Here is an 18,625-nt window from a genome sequence, read left to right as displayed (position 1 = left end):
ATCATGCTCATACTGCATAGATCGTCTCGCCCGAGCGTGCTGCTTCATGAATGGCTGCCAGCAGTCTGACGCGTTCCGCAGCCTCGCGAAATGGTATGGGCTCCGCTTCTCCCCGGATGATACCGCAAAAGGTATTCAACTGATTGACATAATAGTTCATAGGCTCGAAAACCGTTTTGGTATGCGAAGATGTCTGTGATAACACAGGCAGTGCGTCCGCATCCGTTATATTTGACGCGATATTCTTTTTGATCTCCGTCTTGAGTGTCATTTTATAAAAGCCTAAATTTGCTCGAAAGCAGTCCTTTAAAGTGACTACTGCCGAATCAAAGGTCAGTACATGAGCACAGCGATAAGGGCGCTCGAATGAAAAGAGGGCAGATGCCTCCAATCCACTCGGATAACGGGCTTGCGCACGAAATGTCCAGTCACAACCATGCGGACCATCGAAATCCGATTGACTGTGGAATTCCGCCTGATCTAATCCAACGACGGCCTGGAGCAATTGGAGCCAGTACACGCCTAAATCCCAAAAACATCCCCCACCCTGCTCCGGACGGGATCTGTAATTGTCCGCATGCCCTTCTTTTGCCGGAATACATAAACTCGTCTCTATGGAGCATAAACGACCATAACGCCCCGATTCTACGATCCTCCGCAGCTCACGCTGCCACGGATGGTGCTGCACCATGACACCCTCCAGCAGGTGAACGTTACTCTGCTCGACTATAGCTGCCAAGGGTGCCAGATCAGCCGTATTCAGGCATAACGGCTTTTCCACCAGCACATGCTTATGGGCCCGTAGTGCTTTGCCAATCCACTCGGCATGCAAGTCGTTGCTGAGTGCAATATATACAGCGTCGATCTCCGGGTCCTTTAGCATATTCTCAGCATGCCGATAAACGACACTGACGCCAAAACGATCTGCCATTTCTCCTGCCTTGGCAACCGTCCGGTTCGCAAGCGCGGTCACGCGTGCCCCTGCAACATGTCGGATCGGTTCCAGCAACGCACGGGGAGCAATGGCAGAACAGCCAATGATCCCAAAGCGAATATCTCGCATCGCAGGCTCTTGCGCAGCCGCCGCAGCGTTCATGACCCCTGCTCCATTCCCGGTGAGCCTGCTAACATTTGGATGCTATTCACATAGGACTCTATATAACGCGGCGTTCGACTGCGCAGCTCTACGATCCTGCGATGCATATCCTCCAGTATCTGAGCACTGCCGTCATAGGTTTGTATCCACGTATCGTACCGCATACCAAGTCCCAGCCGTTCCCATAGATCTGCATTATGCTTTTCATGCACACCAAATGGCTCCAGCATGATGAGTGGAGTGGCTGTAGCGAACGAATCGGTTAGGCTGCCACCTCCTGGCTTGCTGACAATGGCCTGGACATGACAGGCTTGGTCCAGCATGCTATGGTAATCCGGTCCGACCTGATACACGGTCTTCTCGCCCTTTTTCACCTCTCCGAAAGGTGGAAATGTATGCTCCCCGGCTTCATTTCGCTGCCATGTCCTCCACTGCGGATCCATCTGAAAATAGCGTATACTGTCCCGCTGTTCATCCGGTTGATCCTGATCATACAACAGCAGATCCAGCTCCCAGCCCGCTTCTTCTAACCGTCCAACCTTGTCACGGTAGGTGCCCATCCCCCAACCGCCGCCATGTACGAATAAGCGGGATTGCCGTTCTTCAAACGGAACATACTCCACAGCCGGAATATCAATATAGTAGCTGACTCTATTGTTATCATTTTCAAAAAAGGTCGTTTCTCCACAGCCATCTGCAAAATGCGGATTATGCTTGGCTAGATTCTTCCAAGATGGGGAAGGCGTCGAATCCATGTACACGATGTCCACATGCACCGACTCAGGTTCTCTGCGCTTGCGATACTCCTCCAACACATACATCCAATGACCGGATAAGCATATAAAATACCGCCGATCCTCCTCCATCCATTGGTTCAACAGCACTTCCATCGCAGCGAGATCCAGTGAATTACGCATATCCTGCGGAACCTTCTGCGACATTAAGGCCACCGCAAAATTGTCATGGTAAGCTTTGCGGCTTTTGTCGACCTTAAGACGAGCCGATTCCGGCAGTACATTTTCAAATACATGAATCGCCGTATCCATGCCCAGCCTGCGAAGACCCGCTTGCAACAACAAGCCAGGGGTATAAAAGCCCAATCCGAAACCGGAACATAAAATCGTTACCTTCATAAGCTTATCGGTACTCCTACGCATGCTCATACGCCTCCCGTTTAATTCAGCACTGTAAAATGATGCTCTGCCAAAAAACGCTCCAGCTTTGTAGTCAATCGCATTTTTTCCTCATCGCTCGCGGCAACCAGTTCCAAATAAAGGCGCCCCTTGCCTCGTGCCCGTTCGCTTCCAGCGGTTTCTTTTTCACCATTCAAGTCCGGCTTAGCCGTGCCAATCCCTTCTGATCCGCCACCGCTGGCCCCAATTCCGCTCACACGAACCTGCTTGGCAGGCGATCTGCCTCCGCGCCCGGTTGCATTTCTGCTTGGCGTGCTTGTATGGCCCACAATCTTGTTCTCGCCATCTCGTCCACCTGTGTTCACATATAACGTATTGGCACCCAGAGGCATGACACCTTCTTCACGTTCACCTGTGAACAGCAATCCTTCACCTTTCAGCCCCTCCAGCAGTTCTTCATAGGATAGACTGCCATCATGGGACAGTGAATAATTCGTCAGCGTGCCACGCATATTTTTTCCGGCCAGAAAAGTATCAAGCTGATGCTTGATCAAGCTCATCGACTTTCTGGCATTAATTTCGATAATAGGCTCCAGCTTCCCACCACGAAGTGTCATGGAATCAATGCAAACATCGCCGTAATAACCATCCTGATACAATTGCCGCCCCACGTCCTGCATTAAGCTAAAATAGCCCTCGCGCTCCAGTCGCTCCAAAAAAGCCCCGTCCGGCGACAAGGATTCCCGATAGGAGAATTGTGTGTTAGCCAGCCATTGTACAGATATGATATCGACACTTCCATTATCACCAATCGTAAATTGGCATGAAAAATCCTGCTCTTTCTCCTGGAAAGGCTCCAAAAGGAAAAGCACCTGTTTGCCTTTGCGCTCCTGTCCACGTAAATACGACACGATCCGGTCCAGCATTTGTGTCGAGGTAATGTGCAGGTTTCCTTTGCCCGATACGCCAAAATCATCCTTGATTAAAAAGCTTCCATCCCGCAGCAGCTTACGCCCCGCCTCAGCGACATCTGCAAACGAAGTCACAATATAACCCGGGTTGCGCAGACCAAGGCTGCGTTTCAGATCAGAGGAATACGTTTTGGCATTTACCTTGCGAATCGTTTCCAGCGGTGGCTGATGTAGTGTTATTCCCCAAGCACGTGCAGCCTCCTCCACATGCGGTAAACCCGCAAACGGGCTAAGCACACAGCCTTCCAGTTGAGGAAATCCCTCTCCGGCATCGGCCTTGCGACTACCCAGCAGTTCAAATACGGAAGCGGTCGATACATTGCCTGCATGCTCCATGCCATCGGTCAAATCCCGTTCGTTGACAGCCGGATGAAAGCCCAACTGCGCGATATACTGACGATGTACGGGCGAAATGGCATAACGGGTCAATAACGCATCTCCCGGCTGGCAAAAGCTGAACAGCAGTTCATCCATGGCTGCTACAATCGCTGAAGAAGCCCGGTCAGGCAGGGCTGGCAGGGAAGCTAACTGGGCATCCCGCCAGTAAGCCTCCGCTTCGAATGTTCCCATATACAAATGACGCTGATTCGGTATCGCATTCATATGATTCGCTTCCTTTCCTGCTTCATTATTGGCCCACTACACGGTAGCGCTACTGACTCGCGCTCGTATAATCACGTAGAGCAAACTGCCATATCAGGCGGATGATCGCCAGCAGCCAGAGAGGTGCGAGAAATGCCCATACCACCAACCCGGGTTCCATTTTGCCGAGAATGAACATGGGCGGAAAATTACAAATGACAAACACCGGAAGCACGAACAAACCGATACGCTGAATCAGATTACTGTACACGGCCATCGGCACATAGTTTGTCTCGAAAATGCTGTTGGACAGCTCCGTAACGCCGTTCGTGCGGATAATCCAGAAGGCCAGCAGTTGGGGGAGCAAAAATACGGAGTATGCCGTAAGCACTCCGCATCCGAGCAGCACAGAGAACCCTCCTGCGGTTTCAAAATTAAACGGCAATCCGAGTCGATACCAGCCGATCCCCGTCATAATTCCGCCGCCAATTACATTTGGCACGGTATAGCCCAGTTCAAATTGACGCAGTGTCACCATAAATTGCAGCGATACGGGTTTGGTCATGAGCACATCCAGTGAGCCGGTACGAATTTTGTCAGGCAGGCTTGTAAAATTACTGTAGAACAATCCACTATAAAATCCGCTCATCATCGTAAACACGCCGATATATAACAATATGGCGTCAGGAGACCAGCCGTTAATGTCCGTCCCGGCGCGGTATGGTACCGATGCGTACAGCAGCTTGATGAGTAAATAAGCCGTTTCAACCAGAAATGCAGTTATAAAATTAATGCGGTATTCCATCTGCGACATGACGGAAAACTGGACAAACTTCCAGTACAGTCTGATGTAGCGCCTAACGTTTCGGAAAACATTTTTCATGTTACCCCCCCACCGAGACAAAGCGTTTGACCCCGGCTTGCCACACCCAGCGTGATAGGGCCGCCAGCGCTACAATCCAGAGCCATTGTACGCCAATGCCTTTAGCGGCTTCCAGTACAGTCAGCTTGCCCGTCAACGCATTCACCGGAAAAAATACGGTGTAGCTGAACGGTAGCAGACTGAACAGACGGGCCAAAACATCTCCAAAAATCGTCAACGGAAACACGGTACCGCTAGCTACGTAAATGACAAGCGACAGCGTATAAAATAGTCCCGCCGATTCCGTCACCCAAAAGGCTATGCCGCTCAACGCATAATAAACCACAAAATTAAGCACAAGCGCTCCCGGCAACGCCAATATGTAAAGCAAGATGTACGATAGCCCGAAGCTGATTTGTCCTTCCAGGCTAAGACATAACAGCAAAATAGCAGCCGCCAGCAGCACGACCGCGGACTGTATGACTTTGCCTCCGATAAACCGGCAAAAACGGTAAGCGAAATAATGCACAGGCTGTACCATGAATTTTGCCAGTCCACCTTCCTTGATATCTGTAGCAATTTCGTATTCAAAGCCCGTAGCAATCAGTTTTCCAGTGACTCCCGCCATGACCACATACACTAGCATTTCTGGCAGAGAATAACCCAGCACTCTTGCTTGTCCCGAAGAACCAAATACAGCTAGCCAGAGAAAAATTTGCGTCATGATGGGCAGCATAAATCCCGCCATTTGGAGCCAATAATTAGCCCGATACTCCATTTCGTTTTGCATGCCGAGCTGGAGTACCTTCACATATTTGTTATTTCGCATCGGCCAGCCTGCCCCCATCGTACAAATTGGCTATCCCCTCTTCCAGCGGGACGTCCTCAATCGTAAAATCAACGACAGGCAGTGCGTCCAAAATCTTTTTGGACCAAGCCAAGGTATCTTCTGCATCCAGCTCGAATACCGCCTCCAGCTCCGAGTTGGAGCGAAGTTTGCCGAGGCTCGCCAACGTTAGGTTGGATACAGGGGTCTCCAGTCGAACCTTGAGCAATTTACGGGCACCGATGACCTCGTTCACCTTGTGTAAGTCTCCGTCATAGACCAATCTGCCCCCGCTGATAATGATGGATCTACTGCACAAATCCTCAATATCCTTCATATAGTGGCTTGTCAGCAGGATGGTCGTCCGGTGCGTGCGGTTATAGGCTTTGAAAAACTCTCGAATTCGCCGCTGAGAAACAAGGTCCAGTCCGATGGTCGGCTCATCCAGCAAAATGACCCGTGGACGATGCAGCAGCGCGGCGATCAGTTCCATTTTCATACGCTCGCCGAGAGACAGCCGCCGAACCTGCACATGAAGCTGCTCCTCCACCCCAAGCAGAGTGACCAGTTCATCCAGTGCCTCTTTATAACGGTTTTCATCGATTTCATAGATAAGCTTGTTCAGCTCGAATGACTCGCTTGCAGGCAAATCCCACCAGAGCTGGTTTTTCTGTCCCATTACAATGGAAAATTGACGTTTAAACTCTTTTTGTCGTTTCCACGGGGTAAAGCCGAGTACCGATGCCTCCCCGTCCGTGGGATGGAGAATGCCAGACAGCATTTTGAGCGTCGTTGTTTTGCCTGCCCCGTTTGGACCGAGAAATCCGACAATTTCCCCCTCCTCAATGCTAAAGCTGACATTTTGCACAGCCTCTTTGGTCAGCTGCTCACGCCTGAACAAGTTTTGCAACGATTTGCGCACGCCCGGCTCCTTTTTGTAGTACGTAAATGTTTTCGACAATTGGTTTAATGTAATGGACGGCAATTAATCCCCCTCCTCTTTCCTCTGTGCAGGACACCTGGATGAACGGTCTGATACGACCGAATGCTTGGACTACTCGGCTGCTTGCTCTGCTAAAATCATCAGTTCCTCCAGCATATGCCGCTGTCTTTCAATTAAATGCAAAGCTCGTTCCGTAATCTCAGGCATCCGATGCTTGCGCAGTTGAAGCCCTGTTTTGTAAATATGCAGATTAAGCTTGTGCCAATCCGCGTACAGCCCCTGTGCCAATTCAATTACATGCTGTGTTTGTGGCCCCAGCGTGGCTTGGTGCAGCAGGCAATAATCAGCTGTATAATCCGTCAAATGAAGAGCACTGCCCAATCGCAGATTGTAATAGATTTCATGACAGTACGTCCGAAAATCCTGATCCTCCATGTCTGCCAACAGACGGAAGTCATCAACAAATGCCCGGTACCCCTCATCTCCCCGCTTGACCTGCTTGCCTGTTACAGCTTTCCCCGTTTGACTGACCGACTCATTAGACGTAGGTACGCCTCTCCAGATGGCTTCGTGTCCAGTCAAATACTGTCGTATATGGTGAGCACACGCAGCATGCATCTCACTTGGCGAAAGCGGGGCAGGCTGCTCCACCAGCCATGCATACTCAATAATGCCCTGCATCAGATCGTCGAGCCGGGCTGAGCCCACATAAGTCATGGCATGTCCCGAGGAATCGAGCAGGAAGCTATCATTCACCTGTGCTGTCCGTTCTTGCAAGTCCAATCCGCACAACTCTATCACGTGGCCCCTTGGGTAATTTTTCACATATACATCGTGATAGGTTAAAGCGGTGCTTGACGTATGCAGCATGGTACCGTAGCCCGATGTGAGTACCCGCAACAGGTCGGTTTCATCACTGACACCAGCGACCCACGGTTCCACCCGAATAACAGGTCCACCACTGGCTGCCATTTCTTGAAGCTGCTCCGGATATTTCTCAGGCCCGAAGCGCTTCAAATCTCCACCATACTCTGCGCACATACTCCCACACAGCATGAATAGCTCGGATTCGGCCATGGTCACCCCGTACCTCCGCAATGAGGTACGCAGGGAAGAATATACACAATGCTTCCCTGGAAGAGCGTTTGCCACTTCTTCTGCACCATAGTCCACAACGGAATTTTGACGAGTCTCCATATCGGATCCCTGCATCAACCTTGTCTTTTCGGCGCCCTTATGCATATTTGCTCAGCAGACGCTCAATGCCTTGCAGTGTAGATAGATGCTCCAGCACTAGATCGTCGTCCTCCATCGTAATATCAAGCTCATTTTCCAACTCTACGATTAATTCCACAGCGGATAAGGAATTCAGCCCCAAGGTTCGCAAATCTTGATCCGGAGTCAACTGTTCCAGCTCGCCCGGAGCCAGCTTCAAAATCTTTTCCAGCAAGGGTACTACATGGTATACATCTGTTTTCATTCTTGATTCCCTCCCATTTATGAGCATCCTAATCCAGCAATGATACCTTCCAATTTGTGCGCATACGCATCAGCTTCCTGCCAGCTGTCTGCCAAAATAAGTGTGAAAATCCGGTTCACATAGCCCCGCTTCACAGGAATACCAGACAATGTACCCGCCGTATACACAAACACCCCTTCTGGACGTTCGGGCGTATAGAGCAAGCCCTCCTCCGCGAGCAGCCCGCACAAGCGGCTGTAGGTGAGAGGTGTGGCGGTAACGTTGCGATAATAACGGGATAATGTTTTGTGCTGCTCTCCCAGGACGGATGACAAAAACGAAATATAGGTAGACAACGTAAATCTACCATTTATCTCAATGACTGGAACCAGCAAACCTTCTTCGTCAACAAAACCGTCAATAGAGGCCATTCCTGTGTATCCAATAGAATAAAGATACGTACCCAGCTGATAGGCGCAGCGTCTCACTTCTTCCTCCAGCGCATCTCCGATCTCAGCCGGCACTTGAGATCCGATATATACGGTGCCGTCCACATTTTGCCTTTTTAGCGAAAACATCGTCACACCACCGCCCTCGTCAATGCAGAGCTGGTAGTTCAGATCCATCTGCTTATTGTGCCAGCGCTCCACCAGCCAGCCGCCGGATGATGGCGACGAGCCGCCAAAGCGCCTCATCACACTCAGCAGCGTGTCCAGCTTGGACAGCTCGTCCAGCATATACATGCCTTGTCCCGAGGCACCGTGCGGCTGCTTGATAATCAGCTTCACAGGTCCATCCGATAAGTCAGCCAGTCTGGCACACTCCCTGCGGATCGCCGATTCGTCTGTACATACAGCGCCTTCGCTGACAGCAAAACCAAGCTTTTGCGCGGTCAGGCGGCTGAATATTTTATCATTCACCTGAGCACTGACCGCGGATGGAGCGCCAATCAACTCTAGCCCGCAAAGCTCCGCAATCGCTTCCTCCTGCGGTGTGACCGCATAGGGGACGAGCCACGCTTTGGCTCCACTGCTGCTGTGGCCTGCATCTGCAACCGTACGCAGTCGTGCCAAAAGCGCCTCATCCGCCAGCACCAGCTCTGAAATCGGCGTTAGCGGATCAGAAGGCTCTGGCACCTCAATACGCGGCAGGCTAAAGCCCAACCGTTGAAGCATGTCCAGAAACGCCTCATCCGGATATTCCCGAAGTACAATGACATCCTGACTTCGACATAGCAGAAGGTTCATTTCCTCCATCCGATTTACGACCTGCTGTTCATCCCGGTCTACCATGCCCCCCTTGCGGGGGGATGGATGCCATACTTGCTCTGCACCGATATTAAACAGCCAAATCAGGACTCCATGGTCCCGTTCATCCGCAAGCGCTTCCACAAGGTTAATTGTTTTAGTCGTCACGACTTATCATCATCCCTCTCTCTTCCATCCAGTAACAAACAACATTCATAGAAAGCTAAATGTATTTCAGAGAGCCTGCCCCGTGCAGATACAATACGCTGCATTTGGAGCACACCGGAGTCAATCCTTCATGATTAATCTTTTGACGGGTTTTCTCATACGCTTCCGAGTTCCATATCTCCTTCAGACTGTGCTCACGCATGCTTCCAATCGTGAACTCACTGAAAAATTTGCAAGGCATGACCTTCCCGTCTGGTAAAATATCTGTTCTGGAGGTGAGCGCCAAACAATGATTGGAACAACGGCTGACCATTTCCTCACCATGTATAAATTTATCAATTTCCTCATAATCCAAACCGGGCTGATAGCGCACGCGAATGTTCCATACTCGCTCATTGATCCGCTGTAGTTCCTGCATCAGAGGATCGATGTTATCCGGGTTGATTTTATATTTGAAAGCATGCCAGCTACTAATATTTTTTTCTTCGAGTTGTCGGAGCCAAGAAAAATTACGTGTAAAATATTCATCCATTTTGAGGGAGGTCTCTTTGGAAATGTACCAGGGGAACGTCAGCAGCACCAGATCCAGCCTTTTGTCCTCCAGCATTTGCAGAAATTCGTACATCCGTCCGATCATGTTATCGTTAATGACCGCATGGACAGTTACCCGTCCCTTGTACAATCCCTGGTCGCGCAGTTCAATCAGCTTATCCATCTGCCGCATTGTTTTTTGAAAGGTGCCTTTACCGCGAATTAGGTCGTGTTCTCTTTCAAAACCTTCAATCGCTATTAATAACTCCAGATTTTCGGACAAATCCAAAATCCGGTCCAAATATTTATCAATAAGTAATCCATTTGTACAAAAGGTCATTTCGCGCCGATCTTCCGCCAGCACGTCCAAAATTTCATCAAAACGCCGATGAAACATTGGTTCGCCGCCCCACATGTACAGTCTGGACTTGGCTTCCTTGGTTTCGCTCAAAATTTGCCGGAGCATGTCTGGAGCAAGATCCATGTTTTGTTCTTCTTTATCCATTTGGTGATGGTAGCCTTCCTCGTTCCATTCAAAGCAGTGCGTACATCTCAGGTTGCAGCGGTTAGTCAGCTTAATGCCGATCGTCTGGGGCATGTCCGTTTTGAAAGCAGGGTCCTGTGTGGCGTTACGGTAAGATACAGAAGCGTTTTTCAGGTTACGCTTGATGAGCTTGAACGCTTTCTCATCAATCAGCACATTGCTTTTGGGCTGCATGCTAACACCTCGTTTAATGGATTTTCAGGCACATGTACCTAGCTGTACGTCAGACCGTCTCCATTCCCTCCAGATGCGGCGCTTGTTCCGCATCGCTGATCCCCTGAATGTAGCTGCAAAACGCATCTACCGAGCTCAAATGCTCCAGCTCAAAGGAATCAAAATCAATCTCCACATCAAATGCATCCTCCACTTGCAGCATGAAATGAACCAACTGCAACGAATCCAGTCCCGCATCATGAATAATGTCCGAATGTCCATCCAGCTTTGCGACCAGTTCAGGATCTTCCTTGACTGCGCTGATCATTTCAATCACTTGGCTTTGCATAGCAAACTCCTCCTTGTGAATGAGATTCTGTTCGTTCCACCCAACGATGCCCTCTGCAAAGAAAGCTCCTAGAAAAATTCCTTCACTGGAACTTTATTCAATTATACTCCTCCAATGAAGAGACAAGTCAATAGGTTGTTTTGTAAGTAAAACTCGCAATATGTAAATTAATGTATGATAACTTCTACAATTTTCGCTGGCTATTTTTTCGCAAAATTTAATAAAAATTCTTCTCACATCTCTTGCATGAGCGACAGAATTATTTTACAATACACGTGAAAATGTTTTTCTTAATATCATTCTTATAAACGATATTTATTTTCACGCAAATACTCTACAGCCAAAGGAGCACAGCTCATGTCCCCCATTCTTCATACATTAGCCCAAAGACTGGAGCTGCTTCCCGTACAGGAGCGCAAGCTGACGGAATCCATCCTGCAATCCCCGGAAGATGTGTTACATCTGGGTATTCGGGAGCTGTCAGAGCGTTGTGGTGTAAGTGCGGCGACCGTTACACGGTTTTGCAAATCACTACATTTTAAAGGCTATCCCGATTTCAAAATGAAGCTGGCCGCCGAGTTGTCCCATTCCAACCGTAATGGTGAAGAATCCTATCAGGATATTGTCGCCGGAAATTCACTTTCCCGAATCGTGCAAGCTATTCAGGCGAACCACACCGCATCCATTGCGGACACGACCCGACTGCTGGATTACGACAAGCTGGAGCAGGCTATTGCATGGCTGTCAGCCACGAGCCGCATTGATCTCTATGGGATGGCGACATCGTCGATTGTGGCGCAGGATTTTTACCAGAAGCTCATCCGTATTGGCAAGAACAGCACTGCCTTTGCAGATTCCCATATGCAGATTACCTCTGCCTCCTCGCTCGGAGCGGGAGATGTAGCCTTTGCCGTCTCTTATTCAGGAGAAACCCAGGAGACCATTGCGGCTCTACGCTGCGCCAAGGAACAAGGGGCCAAGACACTATCCCTGACCTCCTTCGGAAACAACACGCTGGCAGGCCTTGCGGATATTGCGCTATTTTCCTCCTCATTGGAGGAAGGAATGCGACGTGGGGATATGGCCTCCCGCATCGCCCAGCTTCATATCATAGATATTCTGTTTACAGGTATGGTGAGCGCGGATTTTGACAAATATATTCCGAGATTGGAAGGTTCATATCAACAAGTGAGCAAGCTCAAAAAACAACCGGGAGGTCACTAAGATGAACATACGCATTTTGAACAGCCGTGAAGACCTGAACGCTACTGCCGCCGCTGTGATCGCTAGCTTGCTGCAATCCAAACCACAGGCCATGCTTGGCCTGGCCACCGGTAGTACGCCGATTGGCATTTACCGACATCTTGCAGATATGTACCGCAAGGGACAGGTCAGTTTTGCACGCGCCTATTCCGTGAATCTTGATGAGTATGTTGGTCTTCCCCCAGAACATCCGCAGAGCTATCGAAGCTTTATGAATGAGCACTTGTTCCAACATATTGATATTCCGATACCCCACACACGTGTCCCTGACGGGAATGCACTGGATCTGGCAGCAGAATGTGCAGCGCACGAGCAGGCTATTCTGGATCATGGCCCCGTGGATCTGCAATTGCTTGGCATTGGTCATAATGGACATATCGGCTTTAACGAACCTGGTCACAGCTTGGCTGGAGCTACACATGTTGTAGATTTAAAAGAAAGTACGCGTTCGGCGAATGCTCGATTTTTTGGCGAAATAGATGCTGTACCCAGGCAAGCAGTTACGATGGGAGTAGGCACGATTCTTAAGGCGAAGCAAATTATACTGGTGGCTTTTGGTGCGGATAAGGCTGACATTATAAAGCAGGCTTTAACTGGACCCGTCACGACAGCGTGTCCGGCTTCCCTGCTGCAATGCCATCCCAACGTACTTATTTTATTAGATCAGGAGGCAGGAGAATGGTTCAATTGAAGTCAGATGAAATGAGTGGTACCGTACCCCAGCTACTGTATGGGCAAGTTGTCGTTGGGAATGACATCATTGAAAAAGGGGTTGTCGTCATTGAGGGGCAATCCATTGTATACGCTGGTTCAGAAGCGAATTTGCCCGCCGATTGGACAGCGTTAGTCTTCGCAAATCAGGAAGAAATCGCAGCGAAAACCGCCAAAATTGTGCGTTTGGAAGGAGGCTATCTGCTGCCAGGCTTTATTGATATTCATGTTCACGGCGGGGACGGTGAGGACTTTATGGACTCCGATCCGAGGGTGCTGGATACGATCACCTCCTTTCACTGTTCACAAGGTACGACAGCTATGCTGGCTACCACGATGACCGCGCCCAAGGAACAGATTGACCGGGTATTGAGTGAAGTTCACGCATACATGGCACTACCTATGCCATATGCACAACTGGAGGGCGTACATTTGGAAGGACCGTTCATCAGTCCGAAGTGGCCGGGAGCGCAAAACCCGGAACATATCGTGCCACCGAATCTCTCATGGGTAGCAGAATGGGAGCAGCGCTACCCGGGCCTTGTTCGCCAGCTCACGCTTGCGCCCGAACGGGAAGGAGCGCTGGAACTGATTGCATGGCTGCGCAGCCATGGCATTACCGCAGCTCTCGGTCATACGGATGCTACGTATGAAGAGGTTGAACAGGCAGCGACGGCAGGGCTGAACCATGCGGTGCATGCGTTTAATGCGATGACTCCGTTGCATCATCGCAAGCCGGGAGCCGCCGGAGCCGTACTTGCTGATCCGCGCATTGAAGCAGAAATCATCGCGGACGGCATTCATGTGCATCCCGCCGCCATTTCCCTGCTCGCTAGGTTAAAACAGGATCATAATCTCATTCTCATCACCGATGCCATGTCTGCTACTGGTCTCGAAGACGGGAAATATACACTCGGCGATTTGCCAGTGATTGTGCAGGGCGATGTAGCACGACTGGAGGATGGCGTCACATTGGCCGGAAGCACACTAACGATGATTGAAGGCTTCCGCTATTTGGTTCAACACGTGGGTATGAGTATTCCTGCGGCATCACAAATGGCCAGCCTGAATCCGGCTCGATCCTTGCACATTGCTGATCGTACAGGTTCGCTTGAAGCAGGTAAACAAGCAGATATCCTGTTACTGGATGGAGACTTAAAGCTGCAAGGCGTATGGATTAAAGGATTGCGCAAATAATTCAGTTATAGTTATCATTCTCCCAAAACTAAAGAGCTATCCACCAGCGTATTCGCTGAGATGGATAGCTCTTTCTTTGGCATTGCACAATTATAGGGTTTGAATTAGCGATGATTCATCGGGGCAGGGGTATGATTTTGTGGACGTGTGGGTGCTGTATTATTCATTGGACGGTTTGTATCAGCCGCCGAGGTCGGGAATACACGTTCAATTACATCCATCATACCATTGCTCAAGCCTCTAATCGGATGACCATTTTGCACACTGTGTGTAAAGTCAGTGGCTTGTTTGACAAAGTCCGGGTTAGCGGATACATGTACCTGTTCAATCGAAGGTGCAAATTGCTTCACTTTATTCGCGATACGGCTCTTGACTGCATCACTTGGTTCATATGCAGTTCTTGCTCCCTCGATTGTGGTGTTTCCGTTATCTGTGCGATTGTTGTTGTCCGTTAAGCCACGCAACATACCGTACGATCCTGTACCCATCGTACCAAATAAACCGTCATCACGACGCGCAGGTGTTCCATTCCCGGTAACTCCATTGTCTGTCATTCCAGGCGTTGTAGTATCCGTAGTACGGTTTCCTCTAGTGCCATTAACGCCATTCACACTCGGTACATTCCCGTTACGTCCAGTACTGTTTGCACTTGGAGTACCGTCAATACTTGGAGCACCGACACCTGTTCCGTTGGCTTGGTCTTTCAAGGAAACGGCTACATAGGCATGTCGTTCACCGACCAGCACTGTCGCAGACTTTACATCCGGCATCTCGGATATACGTTTGGACAAATTGCGATCGACTTGCAGATTACGGACTGGATGTCCGGTTCGGTTGCCATTTTCATTCAATGACATCCCGTCCATACCATTCGACTTAACCCCATAACGATTCACACCATCCATACCATTACGGTTCACACCATCCAAGCCATAACGATTCACTCCATCCATATGGTGCGTGCTTTGTGCGTTATAGCGGGTAGCGTTCGTGCGGACGTTATGATTCGCAGTCCCACATCCTGTCAAAGTAGCCATGCTTGCAAGTAAAGCAGCAGAAATCGTCAAACTAATGACCTTCTTAGTTCCTGGCATGAACTCATCCTCCATACATATAAAATGTGTGACGAGATTATCATGCGCCATGGATCATGGGGATATCCTGACTAAAAAATGACTAAAAAAATAAAATTTTAATGTAAATATGAAATACAATTGATGATTTACCACAAGATGGCATGTATAATAAGCTTGAAAAATACTTTATTTTACAAAGGAGGATTTTCAGTTTGAAAAAGATCACTGTTTTAATGCTCATTTTTTTGTTATCAATAACTCTTGTCCCCGTCGGCGCTTTTGCAGGTTCCACTACCCCCCAACCCCCGAAAGATCCCGCTGGAAGCTGGGTAGAAGGCCCACCACCTAATCGCGTTGATCCTACCAAGCCAGCACTTTTGTTCGTACATGGTTTGAACAGTAGTGCTGAAGTCTGGACCAAGAATAATAACGATATGCTTCAGCGTGCACGTGACGCCGGATACCAGACAGCCACCATTAATCTGTACGATACAAATGGCACCTCCCAAGATATGTGGGACAATGGTAAGCTTCTGGCCGACAAAATTAAGGTCATCAGTAATCACTTTGGAAAAAAACTTATCGTTATCGCCCACAGCAAAGGTGGAGTGGATACTCAAACCGCTCTCGTATATAACGGAGCCGCTCCCTATGTACAACGTGTCATCACCCTCAGCAGTCCTCATCATGGCTCACAACTTGCAGATCTCGCCTACAGTAGCTGGGCCGGATGGCTGGCAGATATCGTCGGCTCACAAAATCCCGGTACCTCCACTTTACAAACATCTTATATGAAGTATTTCCGATCCAAGACCGATGCACTCAGTAATGCGACTACAATTCCATTCTTCACGTTTGCTGGTGATAACTGGTCTGGCGGCACTGCTTCCTACATAATGGGCGGACTTTACCTCTCATCCTTTGGTAAGAATGATGGAGTGGTCACAGTCGACAACGCTAAGCTTCCCGGCGGACGTGTAGTTAAAGTCGGATCTTGGGATCATGCCAAGGTTCGTACTGGCTCCTACGTTTTCTCCCTGATCCAACCCTACCTCCAAGCAAACACTCCAGCATTGAATCAGGAAACTGAATCACTTTCAGCATCTTCCCTGACTGCTTCTGCTGTACAAGCCACCTATAGCGAGATCGACAATTCATACTTTATTCGAGGCGGCGATTATAATGGACAAGCCTCAGAAACCCTCACTGTTGAAAATGGTGTCAAATCCATTGATCTGGACTGGATCAGCGATAAACGTGTGAGTCAGCTGGAACTAACCAAGCCTGACGGTACTAGTGAAATTATTAATCTGAAAGCAGGCTATGATGACGATATTTTTGCTGGTGCCTGGCATCATAACGCCGTCATTCAAAATCCAAAACCGGGCACCTATAAACTGAACGTCACAGTTCCTGATCAAGGAGCGTATCTCCTGATTGCACGTTACCAGGCTGTTCAAGTTCCTGAACTGAAATACAATCTGAATGCAGTGGGTCCGAAGCTAAACCTGAAAACACAGGATTCCCCGGACAGCGTGACACAAGTCACCTACCAAGTTCAATATTATGGTGATCCGCAGCAAGGAGTCACTTCTGCACCTAAAGGTTTGACGGCACAGCAAAAAACGGTTAAACCTAACGGGCAAATTGAGCTATCCAAAGCGGACAAGCCCGGCATCTATTCTGTAACCTATGAAATTAGCGGCACCACAGAGGCAGGTTATCCGTACCGCCGTACAGCTGTTCAATCCATTTATATTGATGCAGACGGCAACAAGTATGCCGACTAAATAAATCTACAGCCTAAAAAGCCTGCGAATTCCTATTAAGTTGGGGCATTTGCAGGCTTTTTTTCATTGTGTTCAATCTGTTGTCTGATTCCTCAGCTTATGAAGCCAATAGTAGCGGTGTAAATCCATAATAAAATGAAAAAGAACAAATGCCAGCATGGAGTATACACTGATCAATACTGTGGCAACTAATTGTTGTGTAGCAAATCCGAGGGAAACATTCGCTATCAGATAACCAGCCCCAGTAAATGTGGTGATCGTCACTACAGGCGCTCTCTTGTTTTTTTTCTTAACTTTTGGTTTCTTCTTATGTTTTGAAGGATCTTTGAATTTCGCCAAATTATATTTTATAAAGTAATACAAAGCGACTCCATAAAGGGCAAAAGAACCTATAAAATACCATGAAGTATCCAGACCCAACATGCCATAAGCAAACTTTTGTGTCATGATCATGAAGCCCATAGAACAAATTAAACCAAATACACCACGGAATAAAATGTAATTCAATTGCAATTTGCGTGGCATGATGACCAGTACTAGAGCCCAAATGTTTATCAAAACAATCGGTGGCAACAGTACATACACGTAAACTGCAATGTATGGATTTCCCACTAAGGGGATAACCAGAAACAGATCTAACAGTAATAAAACAAGAATGATGACATTGGAACGAATACTGTTGACTGGGTACATCTTCATACTTTTCTCAAAAGAAGCCCTGTTATCAATCATAAACTTATAAGCCCTCCGTTAAATAAGTAAACCTACGGATAAGGATAGCCAAGGCTATATCCATTGTCCACTTTTCACTGTCTTTAACTCTTGTCGCAGTTCTTCTATAAAATCAGTCACAATGCTTTGGACAGCATCTTCACGGGACATACGAATATATCGACTGGTCTTTTGAATGTCTTCCTCGAACAATTGAAGTATCCTATACATGGCCTCCTGATCTCCACTTTGTACTAATTTTAGCAATTGGACGAACTCAGCATCCGAAATAACTCTTTCAGCATTTTCTTTTTCCATTTATTCACCGCCTGTTGGGATAGCTTTAACTCTTTTGCAATCTGTGCTTCGGTTTTATCTAGTATGTAAAGGTCAAAGATGATCATTTTTCCGATCTCAGAAGATAGAGAGTTGATAAGCTGTAATGTGTACATATGAGAGTTTGAAGATTCTGTAAAAGATGGGGCACTGACGGATTCGTTCTTTTCCATTACAAATTCATGATTGGTTTGTACCCGAGCACGATACTGGATTCTCCAGGCAATGCGGTACAGCTTCTTTCGATATTGTTCTACCAATGTTAGCTGAGACTGATCCATTGTAAATCACCCTTTCTCTTTGGATTTGACTTTTTCTAATCCTCATACTATAGGGTAATTTCCAAACCTATTTTACAACCAAAAACAGAACATTTGTTCTTATTTATTATACTATTTTTACAATCGGTTGTATATGGTTCGTTTAATTTACCTTCCTTTATATATGGCTAAAAAGGAGGGAATACATTGCAAATGGATGATGCTCTTTCTCTGGTTACCAACGTAGGCTTTCCGGCTGGACTTTGTTTTATTTTGTTGCGGCACATCCTGCACACGATGGAGGAAAAGCTGGATAAGCTGGACGTCTCACTTCATGAGCTGATTCAAGTAATCCAAGATTTAAACGACACTAACAACTCTTCTTCCAAAAGCAGCAAACCTGACGAATAACAAACA

General features: G+C 48.2%; 20 protein-coding genes. 5 read left to right on the top strand and 15 right to left on the bottom strand.

Going from position 1 to position 18,625, the window contains the following annotated elements; translation table 11 throughout:
• Positions 1-7: 7 nt before the first annotated feature.
• From ACEN8J_RS02690 to ACEN8J_RS02640, 11 genes are all read right to left on the bottom strand, one after another.
• Positions 8-1,096: a Gfo/Idh/MocA family oxidoreductase gene (locus ACEN8J_RS02690; protein ID WP_495594220.1), complete on the bottom strand. Its 1,089-nt coding sequence runs from the start codon at positions 1,094-1,096 to the stop codon at positions 8-10.
• Complete coding sequence (locus tag ACEN8J_RS02685) at positions 1,093-2,253, bottom strand: hypothetical protein (protein ID WP_029518334.1); 1,161 nt, start codon at positions 2,251-2,253, stop codon at positions 1,093-1,095. The genes ACEN8J_RS02690 and ACEN8J_RS02685 overlap by 4 nt, the downstream gene beginning before the upstream one ends.
• A 17-nt stretch (positions 2,254-2,270) precedes the next feature.
• Positions 2,271-3,803 carry a hypothetical protein gene (locus tag ACEN8J_RS02680; protein ID WP_495594219.1) on the bottom strand — a complete coding sequence of 511 codons (1,533 nt, stop codon included), beginning with the start codon at positions 3,801-3,803 and terminating at the stop codon, positions 2,271-2,273.
• Between the two features lie 49 nt (positions 3,804-3,852).
• Complete coding sequence (locus ACEN8J_RS02675) at positions 3,853-4,665, bottom strand: ABC transporter permease (protein ID WP_029518332.1); 813 nt, start codon at positions 4,663-4,665, stop codon at positions 3,853-3,855.
• Between the two features lies 1 nt (position 4,666).
• Complete coding sequence (locus tag ACEN8J_RS02670; protein WP_029518331.1) at positions 4,667-5,473, bottom strand: ABC transporter permease; 807 nt, start codon at positions 5,471-5,473, stop codon at positions 4,667-4,669.
• Complete coding sequence (locus tag ACEN8J_RS02665; RefSeq protein ID WP_029518330.1) at positions 5,463-6,455, bottom strand: ABC transporter ATP-binding protein; 993 nt, start codon at positions 6,453-6,455, stop codon at positions 5,463-5,465. The genes ACEN8J_RS02670 and ACEN8J_RS02665 overlap by 11 nt, the downstream gene beginning before the upstream one ends.
• A 69-nt stretch (positions 6,456-6,524) precedes the next feature.
• Positions 6,525-7,655, bottom strand: a complete 1,131-nt coding sequence (locus ACEN8J_RS02660; protein ID WP_039272632.1) for a hypothetical protein — start codon at positions 7,653-7,655, stop codon at positions 6,525-6,527.
• A complete protein-coding gene (locus ACEN8J_RS02655; RefSeq protein ID WP_029518328.1) occupies positions 7,648-7,893 on the bottom strand; it encodes an acyl carrier protein in 246 nt (81 codons plus the stop codon). The genes ACEN8J_RS02660 and ACEN8J_RS02655 overlap by 8 nt, the downstream gene beginning before the upstream one ends.
• A gap of 17 nt (positions 7,894-7,910) precedes the next feature.
• Entirely contained in the window at positions 7,911-9,287 is a 1,377-nt protein-coding gene (locus tag ACEN8J_RS02650) for a preATP grasp domain-containing protein (protein ID WP_069011017.1), read from the bottom strand.
• Positions 9,288-9,342: 55 nt separating this feature from the next.
• Complete coding sequence (locus ACEN8J_RS02645; RefSeq protein ID WP_069011016.1) at positions 9,343-10,536, bottom strand: radical SAM/SPASM domain-containing protein; 1,194 nt, start codon at positions 10,534-10,536, stop codon at positions 9,343-9,345.
• Positions 10,537-10,585: 49 nt separating this feature from the next.
• Positions 10,586-10,864 carry an acyl carrier protein gene (locus ACEN8J_RS02640; protein ID WP_013311713.1) on the bottom strand — a complete coding sequence of 93 codons (279 nt, stop codon included), beginning with the start codon at positions 10,862-10,864 and terminating at the stop codon, positions 10,586-10,588.
• A 357-nt stretch (positions 10,865-11,221) separates the two neighbouring features.
• Here ACEN8J_RS02640 and ACEN8J_RS02635 point away from each other — a divergent pair, with 357 nt between their 5' ends.
• From ACEN8J_RS02635 to nagA, 3 genes are read left to right on the top strand one after another with little or no spacing between them, the layout of a single operon-like run.
• Positions 11,222-12,088 carry a MurR/RpiR family transcriptional regulator gene (locus ACEN8J_RS02635; RefSeq protein ID WP_029518325.1) on the top strand — a complete coding sequence of 289 codons (867 nt, stop codon included), beginning with the start codon at positions 11,222-11,224 and terminating at the stop codon, positions 12,086-12,088.
• Position 12,089: 1 nt separating this feature from the next.
• The gene (nagB, locus tag ACEN8J_RS02630; RefSeq protein ID WP_029518324.1) at positions 12,090-12,818 is read left to right on the top strand and encodes a glucosamine-6-phosphate deaminase; all 729 of its coding nucleotides are present in this window, start codon (positions 12,090-12,092) and stop codon (positions 12,816-12,818) included.
• Positions 12,815-14,035 (top strand): N-acetylglucosamine-6-phosphate deacetylase, encoded by a 1,221-nt coding sequence (nagA, locus tag ACEN8J_RS02625; RefSeq protein WP_029518323.1) that lies wholly within the window; start codon positions 12,815-12,817, stop codon positions 14,033-14,035. The genes nagB and nagA overlap by 4 nt, the downstream gene beginning before the upstream one ends.
• A 104-nt stretch (positions 14,036-14,139) precedes the next feature.
• On the opposite strand, the gene ACEN8J_RS02620 is transcribed toward nagA, so the two are convergent.
• Positions 14,140-15,129: a YhcN/YlaJ family sporulation lipoprotein gene (locus ACEN8J_RS02620; RefSeq protein WP_029518322.1), complete on the bottom strand. Its 990-nt coding sequence runs from the start codon at positions 15,127-15,129 to the stop codon at positions 14,140-14,142.
• 194 nt (positions 15,130-15,323) lie between these two features.
• On the opposite strand from ACEN8J_RS02620, the gene ACEN8J_RS02615 reads away from it, so the two are divergent.
• Entirely contained in the window at positions 15,324-16,901 is a 1,578-nt protein-coding gene (locus ACEN8J_RS02615) for an esterase/lipase family protein (protein ID WP_165148673.1), read from the top strand.
• A gap of 72 nt (positions 16,902-16,973) precedes the next feature.
• Here the strand turns inward: ACEN8J_RS02615 and ACEN8J_RS02610 are convergent, their stop codons facing one another.
• The 3 genes from ACEN8J_RS02610 to ACEN8J_RS02600 are packed head-to-tail and all read right to left on the bottom strand — an operon-like array spanning position 16,974 to position 18,229.
• Positions 16,974-17,633: a hypothetical protein gene (locus tag ACEN8J_RS02610; RefSeq protein WP_039272637.1), complete on the bottom strand. Its 660-nt coding sequence runs from the start codon at positions 17,631-17,633 to the stop codon at positions 16,974-16,976.
• 54 nt (positions 17,634-17,687) lie between these two features.
• Positions 17,688-17,930 carry a helix-turn-helix domain-containing protein gene (locus tag ACEN8J_RS02605; RefSeq protein ID WP_080658658.1) on the bottom strand — a complete coding sequence of 81 codons (243 nt, stop codon included), beginning with the start codon at positions 17,928-17,930 and terminating at the stop codon, positions 17,688-17,690.
• On the bottom strand, positions 17,873-18,229 hold the full coding sequence (locus ACEN8J_RS02600) for a hypothetical protein (protein ID WP_029518319.1): 357 nt from the start codon (positions 18,227-18,229) through the stop codon (positions 17,873-17,875). The genes ACEN8J_RS02605 and ACEN8J_RS02600 overlap by 58 nt, the downstream gene beginning before the upstream one ends.
• 192 nt (positions 18,230-18,421) lie before the next feature.
• Between ACEN8J_RS02600 and ACEN8J_RS02595 the strand changes: the two genes are divergently transcribed.
• On the top strand, positions 18,422-18,619 hold the full coding sequence (locus tag ACEN8J_RS02595; RefSeq protein ID WP_230585117.1) for a YvrJ family protein: 198 nt from the start codon (positions 18,422-18,424) through the stop codon (positions 18,617-18,619).
• The last annotated feature ends 6 nt before the right edge of the window (positions 18,620-18,625 follow it).

This window comes from Paenibacillus sp. Paensp38 (genome assembly GCF_059491915.1).
This window is presented reverse-complemented; position numbering and strand designations above follow the sequence as displayed.

Bases quoted from the DNA above. Each gene is read 5' to 3' on its own strand.
- ACEN8J_RS02655 (WP_029518328.1), bottom strand. From the start codon at position 7,893: ATGAAAACAGATGTATACCATGTAGTACCCTTGCTGGAAAAGATTTTG.
- ACEN8J_RS02610 (WP_039272637.1), bottom strand. From the start codon at position 17,633: ATGATTGATAACAGGGCTTCTTTTGAGAAAAGTATGAAGATGTACCCA.
- nagB (WP_029518324.1), top strand. From the start codon at position 12,090: ATGAACATACGCATTTTGAACAGCCGTGAAGACCTGAACGCTACTGCC.
- ACEN8J_RS02680 (WP_495594219.1), bottom strand. From the start codon at position 3,803: ATGAATGCGATACCGAATCAGCGTCATTTGTATATGGGAACATTCGAA.
- ACEN8J_RS02635 (WP_029518325.1), top strand. From the start codon at position 11,222: ATGTCCCCCATTCTTCATACATTAGCCCAAAGACTGGAGCTGCTTCCC.
- ACEN8J_RS02620 (WP_029518322.1), bottom strand. From the start codon at position 15,129: ATGCCAGGAACTAAGAAGGTCATTAGTTTGACGATTTCTGCTGCTTTA.
- ACEN8J_RS02675 (WP_029518332.1), bottom strand. From the start codon at position 4,665: ATGAAAAATGTTTTCCGAAACGTTAGGCGCTACATCAGACTGTACTGG.
- ACEN8J_RS02605 (WP_080658658.1), bottom strand. From the start codon at position 17,930: ATGGAAAAAGAAAATGCTGAAAGAGTTATTTCGGATGCTGAGTTCGTC.
- ACEN8J_RS02595 (WP_230585117.1), top strand. From the start codon at position 18,422: ATGGATGATGCTCTTTCTCTGGTTACCAACGTAGGCTTTCCGGCTGGA.
- ACEN8J_RS02670 (WP_029518331.1), bottom strand. From the start codon at position 5,473: ATGCGAAATAACAAATATGTGAAGGTACTCCAGCTCGGCATGCAAAAC.
- ACEN8J_RS02600 (WP_029518319.1), bottom strand. From the start codon at position 18,229: ATGGATCAGTCTCAGCTAACATTGGTAGAACAATATCGAAAGAAGCTG.
- ACEN8J_RS02690 (WP_495594220.1), bottom strand. From the start codon at position 1,096: ATGAACGCTGCGGCGGCTGCGCAAGAGCCTGCGATGCGAGATATTCGC.
- ACEN8J_RS02660 (WP_039272632.1), bottom strand. From the start codon at position 7,655: ATGCATAAGGGCGCCGAAAAGACAAGGTTGATGCAGGGATCCGATATG.
- ACEN8J_RS02645 (WP_069011016.1), bottom strand. From the start codon at position 10,536: ATGCAGCCCAAAAGCAATGTGCTGATTGATGAGAAAGCGTTCAAGCTC.
- ACEN8J_RS02640 (WP_013311713.1), bottom strand. From the start codon at position 10,864: ATGCAAAGCCAAGTGATTGAAATGATCAGCGCAGTCAAGGAAGATCCT.
- ACEN8J_RS02685 (WP_029518334.1), bottom strand. From the start codon at position 2,253: ATGCGTAGGAGTACCGATAAGCTTATGAAGGTAACGATTTTATGTTCC.